Here is a 25,746-nt window from a genome sequence, read left to right as displayed (position 1 = left end):
AGTTATATCGAGTTATTTCCTAAATTCATTGACCGGCCACTCAAGTCTATGCTACTCTATCCCGAAGAACTAATATCTTGTTAGTGTGGGGAAGAATTGTGGAAATAATGATGGTATTGCTAATATTAGTCGTAATTGTGGAGTCGGTACTAAGCGGCCGTTGGGCCAGCTTCTACTTTCTTAATGGGCTCACACTGTTCAAAAAATCATTTACTGTTGCCGATGATCCGCGAGTATCAGTAGATGACTTATCTCAGGATTATAGTCAGGGACTTTCGACGCCAATTGTTTTTCATGAGTTCGGCCAGGATGCAATTGGGTTTCGAGAAAAGATGTTCAGCTTTAGGCTATTTCACTATACACCAGTCATGCATGGGCTGATTCGGATTGATCGTGTACGTCGTGAAATAAGCGTAATGGGTTATGCAAATTGGTCTCCAATTGTTTTCGCAATTGTATTCTTCTCAACATTTCCCCGTGCAACACTGGAAAAGGGAATATATATTTTTATCATCTTGTTCTTCTTTGTCATTATTGGCATCCTATATGCCATTCAATTATCCCGGTTCTCAAAAATATTTGAGCAGGTCAAAGAGAGAGCTTTCCAGCATCGACAAGGCCAGCTGCTGACCAAACCAGTCGCAGGAGAGAAATCTAGAACCTATCTCAAAATTAGATTTTGCTTGTCATCTTCGTAGGACGCGGTATTATCTGTCATGGCCGTGCGTCTGACAGACGAGCAATGGGAACTCATCCGGGAGCATTTCCCGGAAGAGAACATTCCCGATGGTCGCCCTGGACGCAAGCCCGTACCCACCCGCAAAGTCCTCGAAGGTGTGCTCTGGATACTGAACACCGGCGCCCAGTGGCACATGCTGCCGCAGTGCTATCCGAACTACAAGACGGTTCATCGTCGCTTTCAACAGTGGTGCCGTAATGACGTACTGCGCGATGCATTATGCCAGTTGGCGAACACCCTGCGCGAGTCTGGAGCGATAGATGAACGCGAGGCCTTCATCGATGCCACCTTCTCACCTGCCAAGGGCGGAGGAGATGGCATCGGCCCGACAAAACGCGGAAAAGGCGTGAAAATCATGGCTATCGTGGATCGCAATGGCCTGCCGCTGGCCGTCACTACCCACGCCGCTAATCACCATGAGGTCACGCTCGTTCAACTGACCTTCGACTTCTATATGATCGAAGCGAAGCCGGAGAAACTGATCGGCGACAAAGCCTATGACAGTGACCGCCTCGATGATGATTTGAAAAAAGACGGCATTGAGATGATTGCGCCGCATAAGAAGAATCGGGTAATGCAACCAACGCAAGACGGTCGAGTGTTGCGTCGCTATAAGCGTCGTTGGCTTGTTGAAAGATTCTGGTCTTGGCTTCATTGGCAACGTCGTCTCGTCGTTCGCTGGGAATACTACATGACGAACTTTCTCGGCTTCGTGCAGCTAGCATCCATTTGCATCCTGCTCAAGCAATTTTGAGATAGGTTCTAAAAAAGCCGCCGGAATCCGTCCGGCGGCTTTTGCGTTCCCATTCTGAGAATCAGTATCAGCGCTGTCTACGCGCTTTTCAGATACTCGATGATCTTCTCGCGCACAGTCCTGAAGATCTGTTCGAACCTGGCTTCGTCGTTCTCGAGCAGCGTGATCCGGAAGCCCTTCAGGCTGCAGTTGAAGCCCGTGAGCGGCACTACGCAGATGCCCGTGGTCGCGAGCAGGTAGTAAACGAACCGCTTGTCGAGCGCCACGTTGTCCGTGATCTTCTCTACGAGGTCCTTGACCGCTTTGTCCTTCACGGGGAGCGACTGCCTGCCGTTCAGCGCCGATTCCTCGAACATGACCGTCATGTAGAACGCGCCGTTCGTCCGGTTCACGACGATCCCCTTGATGTCCTTCAGGAGGTCGTAGGCGACGTTCGACCTGCGCTCATACCGCTTGTTCCTCTGTTCCACATGGCCCGGGAAGCGCTTGTCGCCGAAGATCGTGGGGATCACCTTCTGGGGCAGCGTCGTGGAGCACACTTCGAGCATCTTGTCGTCCAGGATGCTCTTCACGTACTTGGCGAACACAGGGTCTTCCTTCTGGTTGTACACTTCGATCCAGCCGCAGCGCGAGCCGGGCCAGGGGAGCTCCTTGGAGATGCCCTTCATCGAGATGCCGCACACGTCGCCGATCACCTCCGCAAGCGGGACCGCCCGTTTGCCATTGTAGGCCATGTTGATGTAGATCTCGTCGCAGACGATGAACAGGTCGTACTCGCGGGCGATGGCTACGATCTCTTGGAGCACCTCCTTGGGATAGACGGCGCCTGTGGGGTTGTCGGGATTGATGATCTGGATCCCGGAGATCGCGGGGTTGTATTTCACCTTCATCCTGAGATCGCTCAGGTCCGGGTACCAGAGGTTGCGCGGGTCGAGATTATAGGATATGTACTCCGCGCCGGCGTGGGCCGCCTCTGCGGAGGAGTGGGTGCTGTAGGCAGGGCTCGGGCCGATCACGCGGTACTCCCGCCTGAGCTGGCCGTAGATCTTGCTGATCGCGTCGCCCAGGCCGTTGAAGAAGATGATGTCCTCTTTCGTGATCCTGACCTTGCCGTTCGTGTTCGCCAGCTGGGCCAGGAACTCGCGCGTCGCTTCGAGCCCCTTCGTGGGGGAGTAGGCGTAGGTCATGTCCTCGCGGCTTGCCTCGATGACGATGTCCTTGATCCAGCCGGGGATCTTCTCGCCCTTCTGTACGGGGTCGCCGATGTTCTCCCAGATGACCTCGATGCCCAGCCTGCCGAACTCCTTGGCAACTGCCACGATCTCCCTGATCTCGTATTTCAGCTCGTCCGCGCCCGGCGATACAATATTGTTTCTCATAGTCCGCTGTCATGTCCCAGCCGCTGTTCGCAGGGCTGATGACCTGCCTCCGTGATCATGAATACCCGCAAAAGTTTCATCATATTACTAAAAGTTCCGCGTTGAGTAAAGACATTTATTGACCAGGCGCCGGGCAGTGTTGCAGCCGGTCGGGATTCCCTCGAGGCCGTCTTTTTCGGATGGCCGCGCCGAAAACGCGAGGCCGAGTCAGCAATCGTGCTCTCGAACGGGTTTACAAACGGCGGGGCCCATGCTATTTTTGAACAAGGCGCCGGGCTTCTTCAACACCGGCAATCGGATGGTTTCCGGAGGTAGCGTGCAATTCCATCGGATGAACGGAGACGAAGTCCTGGCCGAACTGGGGAGCCGGCGCGAGGGCCTGTCCCCGGAAGAGGCGCGGGAGCGCCTGGTGCGGCATGGCCGGAACGAGCTTGCCGAGAAGCGCGGCAAGGGCCCCCTCCTGATGCTGCTCGGCCAGTTCACGGACCTCATGATCATCATCCTGATCGCTGCGGCCGTCATTTCGGGCATCATCGGGGAGGCTGCTGATGCCGCCGCCATTATCGTGATCGTGGTGCTGAACGCCCTCCTCGGGTTCATCCAGGAGTACCGGGCCGAGCGGGCAATGGCGGCGCTTAAGAAGATGGCCGCGTCGAACGCGGCGGTCATGCGGTCGGGCGCCATTGAAACCGTGCCGGCTTCCGAGCTCGTTCCCGGCGACGTTGTCCTGCTCGATGCCGGCAGGATCGTGCCCGCCGACATGAGGCTCCTCGAAGCGGTGCGGCTGAGCGTGGAAGAGGCCGTGCTGACGGGCGAATCGCTGGCTGTCGAAAAACAGACGAGTGTCGTCGGCGGGGAGAACGCGCCTCTCGGCGACAGGAAGAACATGCTCTACCGTGGCACGTTCATCACCTATGGCCGGGGCGTCGGCGTCGTTACGGCAACAGCCATGCAGACCGAGCTCGGCAGGATCGCGGCCATGATCCAGGGCGAGGAGGAGGGGAAGACGCCGCTCCAGAAGCGGCTTGCCGCCTTCGGCGTGCGGCTTGCGTACGCGGTGCTCGTGATCTGCGCTGTTATTTTCACGGCAGGGCTGCTCCGGGGAGAAGAGCCGGTCGGGATATTCCTGGTTGCCGTGAGCCTTGCGGTTGCGGCCATCCCCGAGGCGCTGCCCGCGGTGGTCACGATCTCCCTTGCCCTTGGCGCACGGAAGATGGTGCAGCAGAACGCCCTGGTCAGGAAACTCCCCGCCGTCGAGACCCTCGGCTCCGTCACGTACATCTGCACGGACAAGACCGGGACGCTGACACAGAATCGGATGACGGTCGAGGAGATGTGGGTGGACGGGATGAGCGAAGCAAGACACGGGGACACGGGGACACGGAGACTCGGGGAAAATACCCAACACCAAGATGAATCCGCTTTTTTGTCACTGCGTCTCCCCGCCACTGCGTCTCCCCGTCAGATTTTTCTCACCGCTCTCGCCCTCTCGAACGACGCTCAGCGTGACGCTGCCGGAAGGGTGGTCGGCGACCCGACCGAGGCCGCGCTGCTTAGCCTGGCCCATGCGAAGGGATACGACAAAAAAGCGCTCGAGTCGTCGTGGCCCCGCATTGCCGAGCTTCCCTTTGATTCCGATCGAAAGCTCATGACCACGTTTCATCGATTGCCCCCCGCCTCCCGTCCCACGTCCCTCATCCAGGGGACCTCTGTTTCCTTCACCAAGGGAGCCGTGGAGGTCCTTCTCCGAAAATCAACCAAGGTCCTGACCTCGGGGGGGATCGGGGAGATCGCTGTACGGGAGGTCCTCGCCGTGAGCGACCGGATGGCCGGGGACGGGCTCCGGGTCATGGCCGTCGGCATGCGGACCTGGGACGGGGTCCCGGAGGTTCTCTCCCTTGAGGGGGCGGAGCAGGACCTCGTGCTCCTCGGCCTTGTTGGCATGATCGACCCGCCGCGGGAAGAGGCAAGGGATTCCGTGGCGCTCTGCAGGGGCGCGGGCATCACGCCGGTGATGATCACCGGTGACCACCCGCTGACCGCGCGGGCAGTCGCAAGGCGCGTGGGAATCCTGGAGAGCGACGATCCCGCGGCGATCATGACCGGGCCCGAGCTCGCGGCGCTCTCCCTTGACGAGTTCGGGCAGCGCGTCGAGTCCGTCCGCGTGTACGCGCGCGTGGCGCCCGAGCAGAAGCTCACTATCGTCCGTGCCCTCCAGGACAAAGGGCACTTCGTGGCAATGACCGGCGACGGCGTGAACGATGCCCCCGCCCTCAAGCGCGCCGACATAGGAGTGGCAATGGGCGTCACCGGCACCGACGTGGCCAAGGAAGCGTCGTCACTGATCTTGCTCGACGACAACTTCGCGACGATCGTGAAGGCCGTGAAGGAGGGCCGGAGGATCTACGATAACATCCGGAAGTTCGTCAAATACCTCCTGTCGACGAACTCGGGCGAGATCTGGACGCTCTTTCTCGCGCCCTTCCTGGGCCTCCCCATCCCGCTTCAGCCGATCCACATCCTCTGGATCAACCTGCTGACCGACGGCCTGCCGGCGCTTGCCCTCTCCCTGGAGCCGCAAGAGGGCGATGTGATGAAGCGGCCGCCGCGCAGCCCCCGGGAGAGCATCTTTAGCCACGGGCTCGGCGTCCATGCGGTCTGGGTCGGCCTCCTCATGGCGGGGGTCGTACTCTCGGTGCAGCTCGGGGCCATCCGGTTCGGCGACAGCCACTGGCAGACCATGGTCTTTGCCGTGCTCTGCTTCCTGCAGCTGGGGCATGTTATGGCCATCCGCTCCGAGCGGGCGTCCCTGTTCACGCAGGGAGTGTTGAGCAACAAGCCGCTCCTGGCCAGCGTTCTTGCGATGATCGCACTCCAGCTGCTGACGATCTATGTCCCGGCCATGAACGCGGTGTTCAAGACCCAGCCCCTGAGCGCTCTTGAGCTGACGCTCGTCCTTCTCCTGTCCTCCGCGGTGTTCTTTGCCGTGGAGATTGAGAAGGTCTTCAAGCGGCGCCAAAAAACAGCTTGACATATTCATTCCCTGGTATCATAATTTTGTACCATTCGAGACCGCATCGGTTCGAAAAAAGATCTTCGGAACAGCACATTCCAGTCCAAATTTCTTACCTGAAGCGACAGACGTCATTCTCTTGCAAGTTATGGTACCGATTCAGATCACGGGGGAGGTGATGAGGAAAAACGACCCGCAGTCGCCTGAAGCGCAGCATGGAGCTTTATTGCGGTGAAATGCTCAAATTTGGGAAAGGGGGACATCATTTGCATGGAAGAAAAAACAAAAGGCATCAGTGAAGACTGGCTGGCAGTATGGATCGGGTTGTTCATCTTCATCGTATCTCTCGGGGCCTTTGTCGGCACCGACGTCCTGAAGTGGGGCGTGACCACCGGCGTCTGGACCGACATCACGAAGGCGCTTAAACCGATCTCGGCGACCTGGCTGGGAGGGTTCGTGTCGCTCGTTCTCACCTACGTTGTCCTTCTCGTCGTCATGACCCTGGGCGCTGCTGCGCTCAAGGCGGACATCAAGAAGTTCGCCATCGGTTTCACCGTCGTGTTCTGGATAAGCTACTTCTGCTGGATCCTCGGAAGCTGGGCCAATATCGCGGTAACCACGGCGCCGGACATGAAGAAGTTCGGGATCACCTGGTCGCTGAAGCTCACGGCTGAGGCCGGTTTCATCATAGCCCTTCTCGTCGGTCTCTTCTTCGGTAACTTCGTACCGTCCCTGGGGAACTGGATCAAGGAGGCGGTCCGGCCCGAACTGTACATCAAGACGGCCATCGTCATTCTGGGCGGTTCGCTCGGCCTCATGGCAGCAGAGAAGCTGGGGCTCGCCACGGCGGTCATGTTCCGCGGCCTCTGCGCCATCGTCGAAGCCTACCTCATCTACTGGGCTCTCGTCTACTTCATCGCCCGCAAATATTTCAAGTTCAGCAGAGAATGGGCCGCCCCTCTGGCGTCCGGGATCTCGATCTGCGGCGTTTCGGCGGCGATCGCCACGGGCGGCGCGATTAAGGCCCGACCGGTGGTGCCCATTATGGTGTCCTCCCTCGTTGTGATCTTCGCTGTGGTCGAGCTTGTCATCCTGCCTTTTTTTGCCGAAACGTTCCTCTGGAAGGAACCGATGGTGGCCGGCGCCTGGATGGGCCTCGCGGTCAAGACCGACGGAGCAGCCGTTGCTGCCGGCGCGGTGACCGAAGGCCTGATCCTGGGAAAGAACGCAGCGGCAGGCATCATGTACCAGCCTGAATGGATCAAGAACGCCGCTGCGGTCGTGAAGGTTTTCATCGACGTCTTCATCGGCGTGTGGGCCTTCGTGCTTGCGATCATCTGGTGCTCGTTCATCGAGTGCAAGCCCGGCGAACGGGTGCGGCCTGGACAGATCTGGGACCGCTTCCCGAAGTTCGTCATCGGCTATATCGTCACCTTCCTGATCATCCTTCTTGTCTGTATGCCTGCGTCAAAGACAGCGACCGCAATGAGCAAGCAGACGGGCCCGCTTACCAAGCAGATAGCCGCTGAAGAGACCCAGCAGGCCTCTCTGAGCAAGCAGGTCGCCGACGAGGAGGCCAAGCTTGCCGCGACAAAGCCGAAGGACAAGAAGGCCATCGCGGCGCTGAAAAGCCAGATCGGGAACGACAAGGCTGCCGTTGCTTCCCTGACCGATAAGATCGCAAAGGACAAGGCACAGCTGGCACCCCTGAACGACCAGCTCAAGGCGCCGATGGCGACGATGGGCGCCGCGAAAGCCGCGACCGGCGAGGCCAACGTCTTCCGGGGGATCTTCTTCGTCATGACCTTCTTTACGATCGGCCTGGTGTCGAACTTCAAGAAGCTCTGGGAAGAGGGCATCGGCAAGCTCGCCGCGGTCTATGTGATCTCGCTCTTCGGGTTCATTATCTGGATCGGGCTTATTATCTCGTGGATCTTCTTCCACGGCGTCAAACCGCCGCTGGTGGGCTAGAGAGGAAAGGGGACTATCATGGCTGATCAACCGAAACTTTCTGAAGAGTTGAAAAAGATGGAATGGGAGCCGCTTCTCCCCGTGGAGAAGAAGCTCATCGGGTGGAGCATCGGACTGGGCACCGTTCTCCTGGGTATCCTGGTCTGGGTGAGCTACACGTTCTTCCCGACCGGGGCGGGGCATTAGTATCCGGCGTCGGAACGCACGGGCGGCAGGTCAATTTTCCTGCCGCCCTTTTTATTTCACCAGGGCCGTTGTCTCGTTCCGGTCCGTATCGGCCGTAGGAAGCGAGGAATCTTTTTCTTGGCTCCTGCGCGCTTCCTGTGGTACAGTGACCAAGCCTCGTTTCCCGTAAGGAGCATCTCGTTGGACTCGCTCTCGTTCGGCACCATCACTTTTGACTGGACGTTTCTCTCTGCCCTGCTGAGCATTGTCGTCATCGATCTGGTACTTGCCGGCGACAACGCCGTGGTCATCGCCATGGCCGTCCGGTCGCTGCCGAAGGAGCAGCGCAGGAAGGGCATCATCTACGGGTCGGCCGCTGCCGTCCTGCTCAGGATCATCATCACTTTTTTCGTGGCGAAGCTGCTCCTGGTGAACTACGTCAAGCTCGCGGGCGGGGCCGTCATCCTCTGGATCGCCGTGAAGCTCTTCGTCGAGGACGAGGAGGCGGTGGCGACGCACCACGAAGGAATGTCTCTCTGGCACGCGATCAGGCTCATCGTGATCGCCGATATCACGATGGCCCTCGACAACATGCTGGCCGTCGGAGGCGCCTCGCACGGCAATTTTTTCCTGCTCCTCTTCGGGCTCACGCTCAGCATCCCCCTCATCGTCTTCACCAGCAGCCTGCTCTCCCTGCTCATGGACAAATATCCCGTCATCATTTACATCGGAGCGGCCATCCTCGGAAAGGTCGGAGGGGAGATGATCATGACCGATCCTGTCATCGGAAGGCTGTTCGCGCCCGGTCCGGTCCTGCGTTATGCTCTCGAGGGATTATTTGCGGCCGGAGTGATCGCCGCCGGCCTGTTCCTCGTGCGGCGAGACAGGGCTAAACTGGAGAAGGCCGCGCAATCCCGCGAGTGATGCCGCAGGGATCGGAACTGCGGAATGATCCCCGACGAACCCCGCTACTATTCTCTTGACTCCCGATGCGCCTCTGATATTATTTTATCGGGAAACACGCGGAACCCCGGCGGAGGCCTGCTTGAAATCCTTCATCCTCACCTTGTCCCTTTTCCTGCTTATTGCTGCCGCTCCTGCATTTGCAAAGTTCGACCCCTCGTTCACCTGGACAACGCTCGAAACGCCGCATTTCCGCATTCACTACCACCAGGGCGGGGAAGAGATTGCAAAAAGAACCGCTCAGATCGCCGAGGATGTGTACGCGCGGCTCGTGCCCCGGATCAAGTGGGAGCCCCGGCAGAAGACCGAGGTCGTGCTGGTCGACGCCATGGACGAAGCGAACGGGATGACGACCGTGTTGCCATACAACCAGATGGTACTGCTCCTGACCCAGCCGGTGGGCGAGCCGGGCTTCGGCACGACGCCCTACGAGGAGTGGATGCGCCTCCTGATCACCCACGAGTATACCCACGTGCTGCAGCTGGACATGATCAACGGCGGCCTGGGCGGCGTGCTGCAGAGGATCTTCGGCAGACTTTATTTTCCGAACGCGCTCCAGCCTGAGTGGCTGATCGAAGGGCTCGCGGTGTATGAAGAAACTGCGCAGACGTCAGGCGGCCGCGGCCGGTCGGCCGGCGCTGACATGGTCCTGCGCATGGCCACGCTTGAAGGTCCCTTTCCGCACATCAGCCAGATGACCGTCTCGCCGGACACGTGGCCGTCAGGCGACGTGCCCTATCTCTTCGGCGATTCCTTTACCCAGTATATCGCGGACACCTACGGCCGGAAAAAGCTGGCGGACCTGAGCTTGAACTACAGCGGTAGAGGCGCGCCTTTCCTCGTCAATTCCACGGCAAAAGAAACGTTCGGATCGTATTACGGAAAACTGTACCGCGAGTGGAAAGAATCGCTGCAGAAAAAATATGACAAGCAGCGTGCTGACGTCCGTGCACGGGGAGAGACGACATCGACAGCCCTGACCCGGAAGGGGTATGAGACAATCTCACCGGTCTATTCACCCGATGGGAATCGGATCGCCTATTTCGAGTCGAACGGGGACGAATTCCCGGGCATCTATATCATGAACAGCGACGGGACGAAAAGCAGGAAACTGATCGAAAATGTGTTCCCGACGAGCGCCTCGGGCATGTCACCTGCCTGGTCTCCGGACGGCAGCAGGCTTTACTACACCAAGCTCGAGGTCGTGCGGAATACGAACCTGTACGACGACATCTACTTCTACGATCTGAAGAGCGATAGGGAGGTGCGGGTCACGAACGACGTCCGCGGCCGTGATCCCGACCCCTCGGCCGACGGCAATAAACTGCTCTTTGTCACGAACAGGCTGGGCCAGACCAGGCTGGCGCTGCTCGACCTGTCCTCGCACCGGGACCTGCCTGCCGGGCCCAGGGACATCACGTATCTCACTGAAGAGGGCGTCGTTCAGTACGAGACCCCTCGGTGGAGCCCGGACGGCTCCCGCATCGCAGTAAGCGTGTGGCAGCCGGGCGGATACAAGGATGTCTGGATCCTAGACGCCAACGGCAACAAGCTCGAAGAAGCGACGCATGACCGGGCGAACGACGGCGCGCCCGCATGGAGCCCGGACGGCCGGTATCTCTATTTCACGTCGGATAGGACCGGAATCTTCAACATCTTCGCCTACGAGGTCGAGACAAAGAAGCTCTACCAGGTGACGAATGTCTTGGGCGGGGCTTTCTCTCCCCGGCCGTCTCCGGACAACAGGAACCTCGTTTTTACCGGGTACAGTGCCAAAGGCTACGACGTGCACGCTGTTGCCGTGGACCCGGGTTCCTGGAAACTGGCCGCACCGTACCAGGACCCGTACCCGGCCATGCAGTACGAGGAACGCAGGTTCGAGACAGCGGAGCGGCCCTACAATCCGCTGCCCACGCTTGCACCCCGGTTCTGGCTTCCCTGGATCGGCTACAGCCAGCGCTCGGTGCTCGGTGGCTTTTTAACCGAGGGTCAGGACGTGGCCCAGCGGCACGAATATGTTATAACCGGTCTCTACGGCACTAAGACGAACCATTTCTGGTACACGTTCGACTATTTCTACGACGGCCTGTATCCCACGATCCATCTGAGCGCCTCCGACATAGATGCAACGTATACAAACCTGCTCCAGCAGGGCACCGTGGGCGATGATTATGTCGAGCGGCAGCAAACCTACGGACTCGAGGCGATCTTTCCGTTGATCAAGACGCAGACCCAGCACGCGGTCTCGATCGGGTACCAGTGGAAGGAGCTATCGGCGATCACCGACGTCATTCCCGGCGTTTTGCCCTGGCCCGGGTATAACGGACCGGTCCCGTTCCAAGGCGTGCTTGCGTCCGGAAGGGCCAGTTATCTCTTCAACAACTCGCGGCGGTATGATTTTTCGATCAGCCCGGAACAGGGCAGGACCCTTGAACTGGGATATGAACGCTTTGACAAATCCATCGGGAGCGACCTCGAGTTCAATAAATATACCGCCGACTGGCACGAATACATCAGCATGCCCTGGCAGCATCATGTGCTCCAGGTGCGGGCCTTCGCAGGAACGTCGACGGGCGTCAGCATGAACACGTTTCCGCAGGGAGCTTTTCAACTCGGGGGCGACATGCCCGGCGATATCACCCTCTCCATCAACGACCATCAGGTCTATTTGCGGGGATACCCAACTGACGAGTTCCGGGGAAAGAGCGCAGCGCTTCTGAGCCTCGAGTATCGGTTCCCGATCTGGAATATTGAACGCGGTTTCGGCCAGACCCCGTTCTTTTTCCGAAGGCTGCATGGCGCAGTGTTCGCGGAGGCAGGGAACACCTGGGACGATGGCTCGCTCCACGAATCCGATGCGAAGCGTTCGGTCGGCGCCGAGCTCAGAATGGATATGGATCTTGGATACTATCTTCCCATTACCGTGAGGCTGGGTTTCGCGAAGGGGTTGGACCAGGAAGGAGAGAACCAATTGATCCTGAATGCCTGGATGCCGCTTGGGTTCTAGCACAGCGTATTTCATCAATGACGTCATATCGACCGAAAGGGAGAAATCCGGTGTTTCCCCGTGGCCCGGGATTTCTCTCTACGTTCGAAATGACAAATCCTAACGCTTTAGATAAAACGGTCATCATCTTGTGAAGATTGACGGGAGGGGCGGCATGATCCTGGTCACGGGCGGTACGGGCTTTGTGGGAAGCCATCTCATCAGGCAAATGCGCAAGCAGGGCCTCCACGTTCGCGCCCTGGTGCGGAACCCGGAGAAGGCGAAGGAGCTCAAGGACCTTAAGGTCGAGCTGATCCCGGGCGATATTGCGGACAGAGAGGCGCTCGACGACGCTGCGGCAGGCGTGGAGCGGGTGATCCATCTGGTCGGCATCATCCAGGAAGCACACGGAGCCACGTTCCAGGGCGTGCATGTCGAGGGAACGCGCAATCTCCTTGCCGCCGCGAAAAAAGCCGGTGTGCGCCACTTCCTGTACCAGAGCGCCCTCGGGACGAGGCCCGGGGCCAGGAGCGAGTATCACAAGACCAAATGGCAGGCCGAAGAGCTCGTGCGCGCGAGCGGCATTCCCTTCACGATCCTCCGTCCGTCGCTCATTTACGGGTCCGGCGACCAGTTCACGCTCCGGCTCGCCGAGGTCATCAGGCAATCGCCCGTCCTTCCGGTCATCGGTTCCGGCAAGTCGAAAGTACAGCCCATCTATATCGACGACGTGGTCTCCTGCCTCGTGAAAGCCGTGACCAGCGACGCGTCCCTGAACGAGATCTACGAGATCGGCGGGCCCGAACAACTGACCTATGAAGAGGTGACCGTCGCCATAGCAGAAGCCCTGGGGATCAAACGTCCGACGATCCACATGCCCCTTTTCCTCATGCGGCCCATGGCGCGCGTGCTCGAAACCGTGCTCCCGAAGCCGCCGCTCACCACGGAGCAGCTCATCATGCTGCAAGAGGACAACGTGTGCGGCGTACGGGACATTTGTGAAGCCTGCGGCAACGTTCCGGTCCGCTTCCGGGACGGGCTCAAGAGATTTCTCGGGCGGGAATCGGGAGCATAAGCTCGATCGAAGAAGCGGTCAGGAGCACGATCGGCCGTATCCGCTGGGGAGGTTTTTTATGCGTGAAATAAGCGATATCGGATCTGTCTCTCATGTTGTCCAGCTTGCTGTCGCTCCGGTTTTTCTTCTCACCGCGATCGCAGCGATGCTGACGGTGTTGACCAACCGGCTTAGCAGAATTATCGATCGTGCGCGCGTTTTGGAAGTTACGCTGGAGAGCACACCAGCCGAAAAAGCCGCAGACCTTCATGCCGAACTGGTCATATTGTCACGGCGATCGAAGCACATCAGCCTGGCAATCACCCTCTGCACGACAACGGCATTACTGGTGTGCACCGTAATAGCTATCCTCTTTCTCGGGAACTTCTTTCAATTCGACTTTGCGATTACCATAGCGCTGCTCTTTATCACGGCCATGCTGCTCCTGGTCGCGGCATTTCTTGTTTTTCTGCGGGAAATTTTTATTGCTACAGCGAACATTCGTATCGGGCCCCGCTGATCGCCTTTATCCGGCAAACTCGGCACGGTGCTTGCGGGATGCTCCCCGCAGGGATACTGGTTTGGCTGAGGCGGAAAACATCGGTGTCGCTTGTTCCGCCTGTCCTTCCTGTACTAAACGGTAGTTGCGTCCTTTGCCAATTGAAGGTTCATTTTGAATTTGTTTGATACACGGTTGCCGAAAAAAAGGATTCCCATGGACCATGAAAGTTTAATGTTTGGTCTTACCAACGTCTTTGTTGGCATTTTGGTCATCGCCTTATGCTTGCCTTTGCTAAAGAACAAGATAGGGATGAATTATTTCTACGGCGTACGGTTCAGAAAATCGTTTAAGCCGGATGAGAATTGGTACAAGATCAATCGGTTTGGCGCGCGGAGGATGATAATCTGGTCTGTCGTCATCATTATCATTGGCATGCTGTCACTTATTATTCCTGTCGGTGCAAGAAAAAGCCTCCATCCCCTGCTTGCGCGTTCTCCCCTCATATTCATTATTCCCACCATTGAAAGCTGGCTCTTTGCAAAGAGACTTTGGTAAAAAACTGCCCGGGGAGCCCGACAGCGAGGGATCCCTTTACCTTGTCGATGAAGGCGGGGTAATGGCCCCGTTCGGAAGCGACCTTGGATGAGCAGCACCTTCAGCACGGGTTGCCTTCCACTCCGCGATCCGCACGATCCGAAGCATGCTCCGAATTCACTTAAGAAGTTGGCAGGTTATGCCGATAAAACAGGCGTAGCCATGCATTGATGAGGTAGGGACGGTAAATCCGGGAGAAACACCCGCCGGAGAAAAATCCCGTTAAGACCTGCTGGCTCAAGACGACGACATTTTCCTGAACAACAGGGAATGTCAAGACGAGAGCAATTACGTCCATGCAGCACCACCTTCTCGATACTGCGCTCTACCTGCTGAACCCGCTTGCGATCCAGACGCTGTCGATTGCCCTGGGGGTTCTTTGTCTCGGGATCTATGCTCTGGGCCGCGAACGGGATTCCCCGGTGAGCGTGGTATTTTTCCTGCTGACGCTGGCAATCGCGGTCTGGCTCTTTGCCTTCACCTGGATGTACAGCGCGAAGGAAGAAAGCCTCGCGATGTGGTGGGCCAGGGTCGCCTATGTCGGCATCGCCTTTATCCCCGGCGCCTCCTACCACTACAGCGCGATGATGCTCAAGGATAACGAGAAGGTCAGATTGCGCATCCTGTCCTCCTGGATGCTCGGCGCTTTCTTTCTGATACTCATCGTGAGCACCGATCTCCAGTTCGGCGCACTGTACCATTACCCATGGGGATTTTACCCCCGGTACGGATTGACGAGCATACCGTTTCTGCTCTATTTTGCCGGCAGCATGGGTCATGTGCTGCACCGCTACCTGGCGGGATACCACAGGGTTCCTCAAGGCTCTCCCTCGTTGATGCCGGTCAGACTCAGACTGGTTGCGTTTGCCATAGGCTGCCTTGGGGCCGTTGATTTTGCCCCTTCCTTCGGGCTGCAGTTGTACCCCTTTGGCTATGTCCCGATCTTCCTCTCTATCGGCCTCTCCGTCCATGCGATCGTCCGCTACCGGTTCATGCCGATCACACCCGCCTTTGCCGCCCGCCAGATCATCGATACCATGAACGATGCCCTGATCGTGCTCGACCGTACAGGAGTGATCAGACTGGTCAACCGGGCTGCCTGCGCGTTGTTCGGCTGCAGCGAGCAGGATCTTGCGGGAAAGCAGTTCAGCACGGTCGAGAGCATCCCGTTCAGCAGGGAGATCGAATCGGTCATCCAGGGGGCGGAGGTCCGAAGCTCGGAAGCAACCTACCGGCTGCAGAACAGTCCCGACCGCATCCTCAGCCTGTCCGCCTCCGTCATGAGTGACCGCATCGGCGAGCCGCTTGCCATTGTGTGCGTGGTGCGCGATATCACCGAGCTCAAGGGCGCGGAGGAGCGGCTCCGGAATCGCAATGCCTTCATTGAGTCGATCCTGAATAAGCTGCCGATCGGCCTGGCCGTAAATTCGATCAGCGACGGGATGGCGATCTATCTGAACGAAAAATTCACGGAAATATACGGATGGCCGACGGACGTTCTCGGGGACGTGGATGACTTCTTCCGCCACGTGTATCCCGATCCCGTTCAGCGGGAGAAGGTGCGGGAAACGATACTGTCCGATATTGCCAGCGGCGACCCGGCGCGGATGCGGTGGAATGACATCCCGATCATGAGCGGGCGGGGAGAGACGAGATACGTTACCGCCGTCAACATCCCGCTTCCTGCGCAGGACCTGATGATATCGACGGTGCAGGACGTCACCGAGCGCGTGTCCGCCCAGAAGGCGCTCATTGACAGTGAGAAGCGCTACCGGCGGCTCGTCGAGTCGGTTACGGATTATCTGTATGCGGTCAAGATCGACGACGGCCGTCCCTCGAACGTCATGCACGGCCCCGGCTGCCTGGCGGTCACCGGGTACGGACCCGAGGAATACGGCGCCGATCCCGACCTGTGGCATCGTATCGTCCATCCCGGCGACCGGGACCTCGTCGCCGGCTATGAGGCGAAGATGCTGTCGGGCCGTCCGATGAAGCCCGTGGAGCACCGGATCATCCACAAGGACGGGTCGCTCCGATGGGTCAGGAACACGGCGGTGCTGCGTTTTGACAAAAGCGGGCGCCTCGTCGATTATGACGGCCTGATCACCGATATCACGCCGCTCAAGCAGCTCGAAGCCCAGCTTCGCCAGGCGCAGAAAATGGAAGCCGTGGGCCAGCTGGCGGGCGGTGTCGCTCACGACTTCAACAACATTCTTACTGCCATCGTCGGCTACGGCAACCTCCTCGTGATGAAGTTGCCGGAACGCGACGGCCTGAGTGCATACGCCCGGCAGATCCTTGCTTCTGCCGACCGGGCCGCGCACCTCACGCGCAGCCTCCTCGCGTTCAGCAGGAAGCAGGTCATCGAATTAAGGCCCGTTGACCTCAACGCCGTCATAGGCCAGGTGGAAGCGATGCTGGCAAGGATCATCGGAGAAGACATCGAGTTCGAGACGAAGCTCCTCCCGCAGGATCTGCCGGTCCTGGCGGACAGCGTGCAACTGGAACAGGTACTGATGAACCTGGCTGCGAATGCGCGGGATGCCATGTCGGGCGGCGGGCTTTTAACGATCGAAACGGGCGTCTTCGAAATGGGCGAGGATTTTCTGAAAACCCAAGGCTACGGCAGACCCGGAACCTATGCAAGCGTGATTGTCACGGATACCGGCAGCGGCATCGACGAAGAAATACGGGCGAAAATATTTGAGCCCTTCTTCACCACGAAGGAGGTCGGCAAGGGCACGGGGCTGGGGCTTGCGATGGCGTACGGAATCGTCAAACAGCACAACGGGTATATCAAGGTGAGCAGCGTGCCCGCACAGGGCACGACGTTCAAGATATACCTGCCGCTCCTCGCCACTGAGCTTCCGGGCAAGTCCAGGCAGGCCTCGGTCTGCATGCAGAGGGGAACGGAAGCCGTGCTGCTCGCCGAGGATGACGGGGAAGTGCGCAAGCTTATCAGAATGGTGCTCGAGGAAGCTGGCTACACGGTCATCGAGGCCGTCGATGGCGTAGACGCGCTGGAAAAGTTCCGGGGCAGCAGCGGCATCGATCTGGTCGTCAGCGACATCATCATGCCCAAAAAGAACGGCATAGAGATGTACCAGGAGCTGCAGCGGATCCGGCCGGAAATCAAGGCACTGTTCACCAGCGGCTATACGTCGGACAGTATCCGGAAGAAGGGGATCCTCACCCTGGACCTGGATATTGTCCAGAAGCCGATCGCGCCCAAGGAATTCCTCCAGCACGTGCGCCGGGTGCTTGAAAAAACATAGCCTTCCGCGGGGCTCAGGCGTCCGCGAACGAAAGCCGGCCAGATTCCCGGGTATTTGAGGGAGGGCCTGCTCCAGGCCGGGAGCGATGCAGGGTCACTGACCGACCGGTCGGACATGCGGACCGTATTTCGCGTAATGCCTTGGCATGGATCTGGAGGACGACCTTTTACCTGTGCGTTGATGCATCCTGTTAAGGCCGTCCCCTCACCCCTTTTCTCCCCCTGATCTTCCCCAGCCGCTCCGCAAGCTCTGTCGTCTCGTTCAACAGCCGCTCCACTTCGTCCAGACCCCTGTTCCAGAACGTGCGGTCCGAGATGTCGATCCCGAGCCTCGCGAAGATGTTCCTGGGCGAATCGGAGAGCCCGGCGGCGAGGAATTCCTTCACCTTGTTGATGAAGGCCGGGTCCTGTTTCACCCCGCTCTGGAGCGACTTGGAGATGAGCAGGCCGCTGGCGTAGGAATAGACGTAGAAGAAATAGCGGATGTGGCTCCAGTAGACCCACCAGTTCCCGGACCCCTCCGACTGCTCCACGGCACTGCCCATGTAGACCGCCATGTGCTTCGTGAACAGCCCGCCGATCCGCTCCCGGGGAAGATATCCCGTCTTCCTGAATTCCTGGTGCAGCTCCTGCTCGAAGCGGTAGCACGCGACCTGCCGGAAGATCGACGACACGTCGTCGTTCAATTTCTGCATCATGATCGCCAGCCTCTGCTCGTCATCCGCCTTGTGCAGGAGCTCCTCGAGCACGAAGTCCTCCATGAACGTGCTTGCGACCTCGGCGGTCGACGTGGGCGTGCCGAAATCGAGGGCGTGCTGCTTTTCCCGGATCAGCTCATTGTTGATGCCGTGGCCCAGCTCATGGGCGATGGTGAGCACGTCATGCATCTTGCCGGTGTGGTTCAGCAGGATGTACGTCGGCTGGACCATCAGGTGGTGGATGCAGAAGGCGCCGCTGTCCTTTCCTTTCTTCGGGTAGGCATCGATCTGGCCGTTCCTGACGAACCCGGAGAAAATGGCCGCGAACTGCGGATCGAGCTTGCCCATCACCTGGTGCACGAGGTTCACGGATCTCCCGTAGGGGTAGTGCTTCGCGACCGCGCCGAACTCGACGTTCCGCTCGTGGTATCTGAGCTTCTTCACGTTCAGGAGCTGAGCCTTGAGCTCGTAATAGCGGGCGGGGATGGAGAAGCGGCCGGCTACGGAGCCTACCAGCGCGTCCACGACATCGCTTTCGATGTCGTCGGCAAGGTGCCGGAGCGTGTCGGGCCGGGGCGTGCCGCGGAGCTCGTCGTCGATCTTCTTGTTCTGGAGCACTGAGTTGAGCTCCGCCTCGGCCACGTCCGCATGCCTGCTCAAGATGCTGTTGAACGCCGCGGCCGCCGTGTCCCGCACCTTCCGGTTCCCGCTGTTCATCAGCCCGACGATCTCGGAGAACGGCCTTGACGCCCGGCTGCCGTCGTCCAGCGCGACGACGCGCTCTTCCTTTGCAAGGAAGCCCGCGGTCATCTTCGTCCAGTTCGCGTAGGAGGTGGCGGACTTGAGGTTCAGGATCTTCTCTTCGGGCTCGCTCAGATGATAGCGGGCCTCGGCGAAGACGCGCTCCAGGAAGTGACGGTACTTCTTGAGTGGTCCATATTCGAGGAAGCGCTGCTGGTCCTCCGGCCTGATCCGCGCGACCCTCAGGTGGAAGAACTGGCTGTCGTTCTCGATCTTCTTGCTGAATTCCTCGATCTTGTTGAATGCCGCCTTGAGCTTCGGGTCGTTCTGGTCCTGCTGCGTCCTGAGCCAGAAATAGTAGCCCTCGTTGCCGTCGGTGCCCCAGCTCCGTTTCCACACCTCGTACTCGTCCAGCGCCTGCCGAAGCACATCGGGGGCCGTCAGGTAATCGTCGCGGTCCTTCCAGGCGTTGATGAACGCGTACGCCTTCTGTTCCAGGACCTTACGCTGCTCATCCCTGCGCGGATCGTTGTCGCCCCTGAAGAGCGTCTTCAGGTTCCACGAGGTCTGTCCGACCTTGAGAGGGCTTCGTGAGGTCCCGGCTTTGACCATTGCGGTTCGCGGCATGCCTGCTCCTTGGTACGGGCGTCGTTTCCTTCTTCTCATTCCAGTATACAAAAAAGAACGGGCGGAAGTAAATCCAAAATCTCAGAAAAGCGCTTGACAAGTCGCGATTGGTATGAGATTATTCTTTCGAAGTTCGGAAGTCTTTGTTCCAAAGCGGCCGCAAAGACCCACGTCTTGCGGCTTTTTTTGCGACATTTCCGTTATCTTCAATTTCCACAAGAAGGAGGTTCAGCCGAATGGCAAATGGGATCGTGAAATGGTTCAATGACTCCAAGGGTTTTGGATTCATTACCAAAGAAGAAGGCGGAGATGTTTTCGTCCACTTCTCGGACATTCAGGACAGCGGCTTCAAGACGCTGGCTGAAGGTCAGAACGTGACATTTGACGTTGTCGACAGCCCGAAGGGCCCGAAGGCAGCGAATGTCGTAAAGCTTTAATAGCCCCAGCCAATCAGAATAGGCAGGTCCGAAAGGGACCTGCCTATTTGTTTTTTACCGGCATACCAACAGCCGCCTCAACGCGGAGAGCCTCCCCCCTTACATACTACTCCCCGAACCCCGTTTGCCGACCCCCTCCTGTCCCTGCTAAGCAGCCTTTGACGCTCCCACAATGCTCCCGAGCGCCTGAAGCGCCCTGTCGTAATCAGGATGATTCGACTGCTCCGGGACGATCTCCCGGTAGCGCAGCACGTTGTTCCTGTCCAGGATGAAGACTGACCGCGCGAGCAGCCGGAGCTCCTTGATCAGGACGCCGTATGCCTCGCCGAACGATGCATCGAGGTGGTCCGAGAGCGCCCTGGCAGCTTCTATCGAGGCAGCGGCACAGAACCGGGATATGGCGAAGGGCAGGTCCATGCTGATGTTCAGCACGACCACGTCGTCCGGGAGCGATCCGGCCTCGCGATTGAACCTCCGGAGCTGCAGATCGCAGACAGGCGTGTCGAGCGACGGCGTTACGCTGATGACCTTCACCTTGCCCTCAAAATCGCCAAGCCGAACCTCCTTTAGCTCCCCGTCGAGAACGGTGAAAGCCGGCGCCTTTTCCCCCACCACGAGATCCGGACCGACCAGGGTGACCGGCCTCCCTTTCATCGTGATTATGTTCGTTCTTTCTGTCATGACTTACCTCCTTCCAGCCTGGAACGGCACTGATATTTAATAAATAGATCACCACGCGCTCCTTGTCAAGGAAGGGACCGTGCACGATCCCTCGCTTTTCGCTGACCGGTTGATAAGATGGCAATTTTTACTTTTTCCGTCCCGCCGAGTATGTTATACTGCACCGCATGATTAAGGAAATGCTGCCCCTCGATCAGCTGCTTCGGAAGCGCGCCTCGCTCACTCCCCGGACAACCTTTGTAAAATTCAGCGGAAAGAAGTTCTCCTACCGGGCGATGGACCGGCTTGCCGACTCCTTTGCTTCGTTCATGCACGAGAAAGGGATCAAACCCGGCGACCGGGTGGCCATTCTCTGCCACAACTGCGCCTTCTATATTGCCGCGTACTTTGGAATTATTCGTTCCGGCGCCGTCGTCCTGCCGCTGAACAACCTGCTGACCCATGAAGAGCTCGACTATATCCTGCAGGACGCCGGAGCGGTTCTTTGCCTCTACGACCTGGACTGCCGCGGGACCGTGGAGAAGCTGAGCCGGAATGGCGGGCGCTCCTTTGTCATGCTGAGCGACATCGCGGCATCGCCTGCGGCTGTCGCCGGGGATCTCCCGGACCCGGCCCACACCGTCGACGATATTTCCACGATCCTCTACACCTCGGGAACGACCGGCAGGCCCAAGGGCGCGCTCCTGACGCACAGGAACATCATCACGAACGCGAGCGCGGCTACCGAGGTCATTCATGTGACGCACCAGGACCGGTTCATAGTGTTCCTGCCGCTGTTCCATTCCTTCACGTACACGGTCTGCGTGATCCTGCCGCTCCTTGCGGGCGCCATGATCTCGGTCCTGCCGGGGGTGCGGCCGTTCTCGCGCGTCGTGAAGAGCCTGATCCTCGACCGGATCACCCTCTTTGTTGCCATCCCCACGGTCTACAAGATCCTTGCGGAGAAGGACATGCCCTGGTTCGTCAAGGTCCTGCTGAACCTCAGGCTTTGCGTGTCCGGCGCCGCGCCGCTCCCGGTCCGGGTCATCCGGGAATTCGAGGCCGCTTTCAAGGTGCCGCTTTTGGAAGGTTACGGCCTGACCGAAGCATCTCCGGTCGTCTCGATCAACCCGCCAGAACGGGGCAGGAACAAGCCCGGCACGGTGGGGCTTCCCTTGCCGGGCATCGCGGTGAAGGTCGTGGATGACGCGGGAAAAGAGCTGCCCCTCCATACGCCGGGTGAGCTTGCAGTTAAAGGGCCGAACGTGATGCGGGGTTATCTGAACCGTCCCGGGGACACGGTCCAGACGATCAAGGACGGCTGGCTCTACACCGGAGACATCGCGTCGCTCGATGAGGACGGCTACATCAGGATCATCGACCGGAAAAAGGACATGATCATCGTCGACGGCCTGAACGTCTACCCCTACGAGGTGGAAGAGGTGATGTACCGAAACCCGGCGGTCCGGGACTGCGCCATGATCGGCGTGCCCCACGAGCATGAGGAGGGCAAGGAACTGCCGATCATGTATGTCGTGCAGAAGGACGGGCAGGCGACGACCCCAAAGGCGTTCCGGGAATATCTCTCCCATCATGTGGCCCACTACAAGATCCCGCGGAGGTTCATCATGGTCCAGGAGCTCCCGCGGACCGCCACCGGCAAGATCCTGAAGCGGGACATTCGCAAGCTGTACCTCGAGACCGAAACACAGGCCAAACGCAGCGGGACGTAAGAGGTGCACCGAGCATGCTGTTAACCGTCGTTCCCGGCGACAGTCCGTTCAGACGCGTGGCCTGCCGGCGCATTGCGGGGCATTTCCCCTTCGTGCATCACCTCATGCTTCCTCATCGGCTCTCGTGCCGCGCAAGCCCCTATCAGACCCGGGAGAGGACCTATGGCGGGCGTCGATGCTTTTGACAGGAATGTTGACCGGTACGAGCAGTGGTTCCTGGACCATCCGCTCGCGTACGTGTCGGAGCTGCACGCTGTTCGGGAACTGCTGCCCGGCGGCACCGGGGTGGAGATCGGCGTCGGTACCGGCAGGTTCGCCGCGCCCCTCGGCATCACGAGGGGCATCGAACCGTCGGCTGCCATGGCATCGCTCGCGCGGGAGAAGAGGATCGACGTTGTCCCCGGCGTGGCCGAGAAGCTGCCCTATCAGGACCGGGAATTCGATTTTGCGCTTATGGTCACCACCGTCTGCTTTCTCGATGATCCGGACCTTGCGTTCCAGGAGGTGCATCGCGTGCTCAAACCCGGAGGTTCGTTCGTCGTCGGGTTCGTGGATAGCGCGAGCCAGCTCGGCAGGGAATACGCGAAGCACAAGGAGCAGAGCGCGTTTTACAAGGACGCGACGTTCTATTCCGCCGAGGAGATCGAGGGCCATTTGACGCAGGCCGGTTTCGGCCCGTTTGAGTTTCGCCAGACACTCTTCAAGGCCCTTGATCAGATGGAGTCCGTAGACCCGGTGAAGAGGGGACAGGGAGAGGGATCTTTCGTGGTGGTGAGAGGCGTCAGGAAGTAAGTGCGGGGGGATGGCCACCCTTGCCGTTTTCAGCGGGATTCTTCTTGTCCTGATCATGCTTTGGGAAGCGTTCGACATTAATGAACGCCGGCGAAGAGGCCCTATAAGGAATAACGTATGCCTTGTCTTTACGGCGAAATGGCGCGTCCTGGAAAATACCCAAACAACTGTTCGCTTTTCATCCCGAAATTCTGTAAAATTCATACTATCTTGAAATTTGTACCAAACTATACACCCGATAAGGCCTTTCTATCGTGAACAGCCACTCACATCAAGGATCGGAAGCCGACGAGCTGCATGCTAGCCAGGTCCAGCAGCTCTTTGACAGCGCGCCGATCGGCATGGTCGGGACGCTCCTCAACGCCGCCGTCCTGTCTTATATAGAATGGAACGTCGTTGAGCGCCGGGTGATCGTACTCTGGTTCGCCTTCCTGTTTTTGGTAACGTTGATTCGCGGACTTCACGTTTACGAATACCGGCATCGTACCCTTTCCCGGGAAGAACTCTCGGACTGGGGGGTATGGTTCACGTTCGGGCTGGCCATGTCCGGGATCGCCTGGGGATCGGCCGCTATTTTCCTGTTCCCCGCGGCATCGACCACCCACCAGGTCTTCCTTGCATTCGTCCTCGGCGGCATGGTCGCCGGAGCTGCAGGGACATTTTCGGTCCGCATGAGCTGTTTTTTGGCTTACAGCGTGCCCGCCCTTCTTCCGCTGATCATCCGCTTCTTTCTGCTGGGGGACGAGATCCACCTTGCCATGGGAGGCTTGACCGTCCTCTATGTCCTTCTTATCATGAGTGTTGCCCTGCGCGTCCACTCCATGTCGACCACGACGCTGAAGCTCCGTTTTGACAACGGGAACCTGGTGACCCACCTGGCCTCTGAAAAGGAGGAGGCCGAGCGGCTGAACGAGGAGCTGGTGTTCGAGATCGCCGAGCGAAAGAATGCCGAGCAGGAACTCAACAATCACCGAAAGCATCTTGAGGAACGGGTGCTCATGCGCACGGCCGAGCTGTCGGACGCGAACGTACGCCTGGAGACGGAGGTCGCGGCGAGAACGCATGCCGAGGAATCGCTCCGGCGGAGCGAAGAACATTTCCGGTCCCTCATCGAGAACGCTCTCGATCTCATCACCGTCCTTGATGCCGCCGGGAAGATCCTCTTTGAGAGCCCTTCCCTGGAGCTGCTGCTGGGCTATCGGCCGGCCGACCTGGTCGGCCGTGATGTTTTCGGTTTTATTCATCCCGAGGACAGGACGGCGGCCCGGGAGGCCCTGACGAGGATCATGCGCGAGCCGGAAGCCACGGATTCGATCGAGCTCCGCGTACTGCACGAGAACGGCTCGTGGCGCAAGTTCCAGGTGAACGCCAGGAGCATGGCCGATGCTTCCGGAGCGATGCGGGTCATCATCAATTCCCGGGATATCACGGAACGCAAGAAACTGGAGGAGGACATCCAGCGGGTGCAGAAGCTCGACTCCATCGGAGTGCTTGCCGGCGGCCTTGCCCATGATTTCAACAACCTGATCACCGGAATCGCGGTCAACATCGATCTGGCCAAGATGAAGACGGCGCCCGGTGACGAACGGCTCGCTTTCCTGGAAAAGGCCGAACAGGCCTCTGCCAGGGCGCACGAACTGACCCAGCAGCTTCTCACCTTCTCCCGCGGGGGGGATCCGGTCAGGAAAATCGTACCGGTCAAGGACATGGTGCGGGAGTCCGCCGCTTTTGCCCTGACAGGATCCCCGGCGGCCTGTTCGTTCTCGATACCCGACGATATCCGCCCGGTCGAGGTCGATCCCGGGCAGGTCCGCCAGGCGATCCACAACCTCGTCGTAAATGCGGAGCAGGCCATGCCGCAGGGCGGCACGGTCAGGATCAGCTGTGAAAATATTAAGCTCCCGCAGGAGATCATGCCGCTGAAGGCCGGGGACTATGTAAAAATTTCCATTGCAGATGACGGCGTGGGTATCCCGAAGGAGAACTTTTCAAGGATCTTCGACCCCTATTTCACGACGAAACGGACAGGGAGCGGCCTGGGGCTTGCCACAGCTTATTCCATTATCAGAAAGCACGGCGGAAACATCACGGTCGAGTCCGAGCCGGGGGCAGGATCGACGTTCACGCTCTTTCTCCCTGCTTCGGCAAAAGAAGCAACAGGGGGCGACATCGGCCTGAAGTTGATCCGCGGGACGGGAAGGGTCCTGATCATGGACGACGAAGAGATCGTACGGGATGCTGCCGGCAAGATCCTTCAGGCCTCGGGGTACGAGACCGAATTCGCCACGGAAGGGAACGACGCGGTCGAGCTCTACAGGAAAGCGATCGACAGGGGACAGCGCTTTGACGTGGTTATCCTTGACCTGACCGTGCCCGGCGGGACCGGAGGCAGGGAAACCATGAAGAGGCTGCTTGAATTAGATCCCGCGGTCAGGGCGATCGTATCGAGCGGATATTCTCATGATCCCATCATGGCAAACTTCCGGGACTACGGGTTCCTGGGGGTCATCGTGAAACCCTACACAGTGCGGGAGATGAGCGAGGCCGTACACAACGTGATGGCAACGAGCGCCGAACGCATCTGAACCCCCTCCTGGATACGCCGGCACTTTCTCCTGCCGGTCAGCGGTCGTGTTGACGCGGGCCTGTGAAAACGGTTCCCGT

General features: G+C 58.9%; 18 protein-coding genes. 15 read left to right on the top strand and 3 right to left on the bottom strand.

The window, feature by feature from the left end; genetic code table 11:
- The first annotated feature begins 98 nt into the window (after positions 1-98).
- Positions 99-698 (top strand): hypothetical protein, encoded by a 600-nt coding sequence (locus tag VL197_10535; GenBank protein ID HUJ18414.1) that lies wholly within the window; start codon positions 99-101, stop codon positions 696-698.
- Between the two features lie 18 nt (positions 699-716).
- Positions 717-1,493 carry an IS5 family transposase gene (locus VL197_10530; GenBank protein HUJ18413.1) on the top strand — a complete coding sequence of 259 codons (777 nt, stop codon included), beginning with the start codon at positions 717-719 and terminating at the stop codon, positions 1,491-1,493.
- Positions 1,494-1,570: 77 nt separating this feature from the next.
- Here VL197_10530 and VL197_10525 read toward each other — a convergent pair whose 3' ends face one another.
- Positions 1,571-2,872, bottom strand: a complete 1,302-nt coding sequence (locus VL197_10525; protein ID HUJ18412.1) for a pyridoxal phosphate-dependent aminotransferase — start codon at positions 2,870-2,872, stop codon at positions 1,571-1,573.
- A gap of 316 nt (positions 2,873-3,188) precedes the next feature.
- On the opposite strand from VL197_10525, the gene VL197_10520 reads away from it, so the two are divergent.
- The 9 genes from VL197_10520 to VL197_10480 all read left to right on the top strand — a co-directional run bounded on the left by VL197_10520 (position 3,189) and on the right by VL197_10480 (position 17,395).
- Entirely contained in the window at positions 3,189-5,903 is a 2,715-nt protein-coding gene (locus tag VL197_10520; protein ID HUJ18411.1) for a cation-translocating P-type ATPase, read from the top strand.
- Positions 5,904-6,155: 252 nt separating this feature from the next.
- Positions 6,156-7,856, top strand: coding sequence for a putative sulfate exporter family transporter (locus VL197_10515; protein HUJ18410.1), 1,701 nt, complete (start codon positions 6,156-6,158; stop codon positions 7,854-7,856).
- An 18-nt stretch (positions 7,857-7,874) separates the two neighbouring features.
- A complete protein-coding gene (locus tag VL197_10510) occupies positions 7,875-8,042 on the top strand; it encodes a hypothetical protein (GenBank protein ID HUJ18409.1) in 168 nt (55 codons plus the stop codon).
- A 180-nt stretch (positions 8,043-8,222) separates the two neighbouring features.
- On the top strand, positions 8,223-8,945 hold the full coding sequence (locus VL197_10505) for a TerC family protein (GenBank protein ID HUJ18408.1): 723 nt from the start codon (positions 8,223-8,225) through the stop codon (positions 8,943-8,945).
- 121 nt (positions 8,946-9,066) lie between these two features.
- Positions 9,067-11,991: a BamA/TamA family outer membrane protein gene (locus VL197_10500; protein HUJ18407.1), complete on the top strand. Its 2,925-nt coding sequence runs from the start codon at positions 9,067-9,069 to the stop codon at positions 11,989-11,991.
- Positions 11,992-12,145: 154 nt separating this feature from the next.
- Entirely contained in the window at positions 12,146-13,045 is a 900-nt protein-coding gene (locus VL197_10495; GenBank protein ID HUJ18406.1) for a complex I NDUFA9 subunit family protein, read from the top strand.
- Between the two features lie 58 nt (positions 13,046-13,103).
- A complete protein-coding gene (locus tag VL197_10490) occupies positions 13,104-13,544 on the top strand; it encodes a DUF2721 domain-containing protein (GenBank protein HUJ18405.1) in 441 nt (146 codons plus the stop codon).
- A gap of 195 nt (positions 13,545-13,739) precedes the next feature.
- Positions 13,740-14,081, top strand: coding sequence for an SdpI family protein (locus tag VL197_10485; protein HUJ18404.1), 342 nt, complete (start codon positions 13,740-13,742; stop codon positions 14,079-14,081).
- A 335-nt stretch (positions 14,082-14,416) separates the two neighbouring features.
- Entirely contained in the window at positions 14,417-17,395 is a 2,979-nt protein-coding gene (locus tag VL197_10480; GenBank protein HUJ18403.1) for a PAS domain S-box protein, read from the top strand.
- Between the two features lie 190 nt (positions 17,396-17,585).
- Here the strand turns inward: VL197_10480 and VL197_10475 are convergent, their stop codons facing one another.
- The gene (locus VL197_10475) at positions 17,586-19,460 is read right to left on the bottom strand and encodes a M3 family oligoendopeptidase (GenBank protein ID HUJ18402.1); all 1,875 of its coding nucleotides are present in this window, start codon (positions 19,458-19,460) and stop codon (positions 17,586-17,588) included.
- Between the two features lie 236 nt (positions 19,461-19,696).
- Here VL197_10475 and VL197_10470 point away from each other — a divergent pair, with 236 nt between their 5' ends.
- Complete coding sequence (locus VL197_10470; protein HUJ18401.1) at positions 19,697-19,897, top strand: cold-shock protein; 201 nt, start codon at positions 19,697-19,699, stop codon at positions 19,895-19,897.
- 147 nt (positions 19,898-20,044) lie between these two features.
- Here VL197_10470 and tpx read toward each other — a convergent pair whose 3' ends face one another.
- Positions 20,045-20,578, bottom strand: a complete 534-nt coding sequence (gene tpx, locus VL197_10465; GenBank protein ID HUJ18400.1) for a thiol peroxidase — start codon at positions 20,576-20,578, stop codon at positions 20,045-20,047.
- A gap of 167 nt (positions 20,579-20,745) precedes the next feature.
- On the opposite strand from tpx, the gene VL197_10460 reads away from it, so the two are divergent.
- The 3 genes from VL197_10460 (at position 20,746) to VL197_10450 (ending at position 25,667) form a co-directional block, all read left to right on the top strand.
- Positions 20,746-22,290, top strand: a complete 1,545-nt coding sequence (locus VL197_10460; protein ID HUJ18399.1) for a long-chain fatty acid--CoA ligase — start codon at positions 20,746-20,748, stop codon at positions 22,288-22,290.
- A gap of 162 nt (positions 22,291-22,452) precedes the next feature.
- Positions 22,453-23,082, top strand: coding sequence for a class I SAM-dependent methyltransferase (locus VL197_10455; protein HUJ18398.1), 630 nt, complete (start codon positions 22,453-22,455; stop codon positions 23,080-23,082).
- Positions 23,083-23,336: 254 nt separating this feature from the next.
- A complete protein-coding gene (locus tag VL197_10450; protein ID HUJ18397.1) occupies positions 23,337-25,667 on the top strand; it encodes a PAS domain S-box protein in 2,331 nt (776 codons plus the stop codon).
- The last annotated feature ends 79 nt before the right edge of the window (positions 25,668-25,746 follow it).

The sequence above is a fragment of the Nitrospirota bacterium genome, assembly GCA_035516965.1.
Taxonomy (GTDB): domain Bacteria; phylum Nitrospirota; class UBA9217; order UBA9217; family UBA9217; genus MHEA01.
The sequence above is the reverse complement of the archived record's forward strand: the minus strand, read 5'-3'. Positions and strand labels throughout refer to the sequence as shown.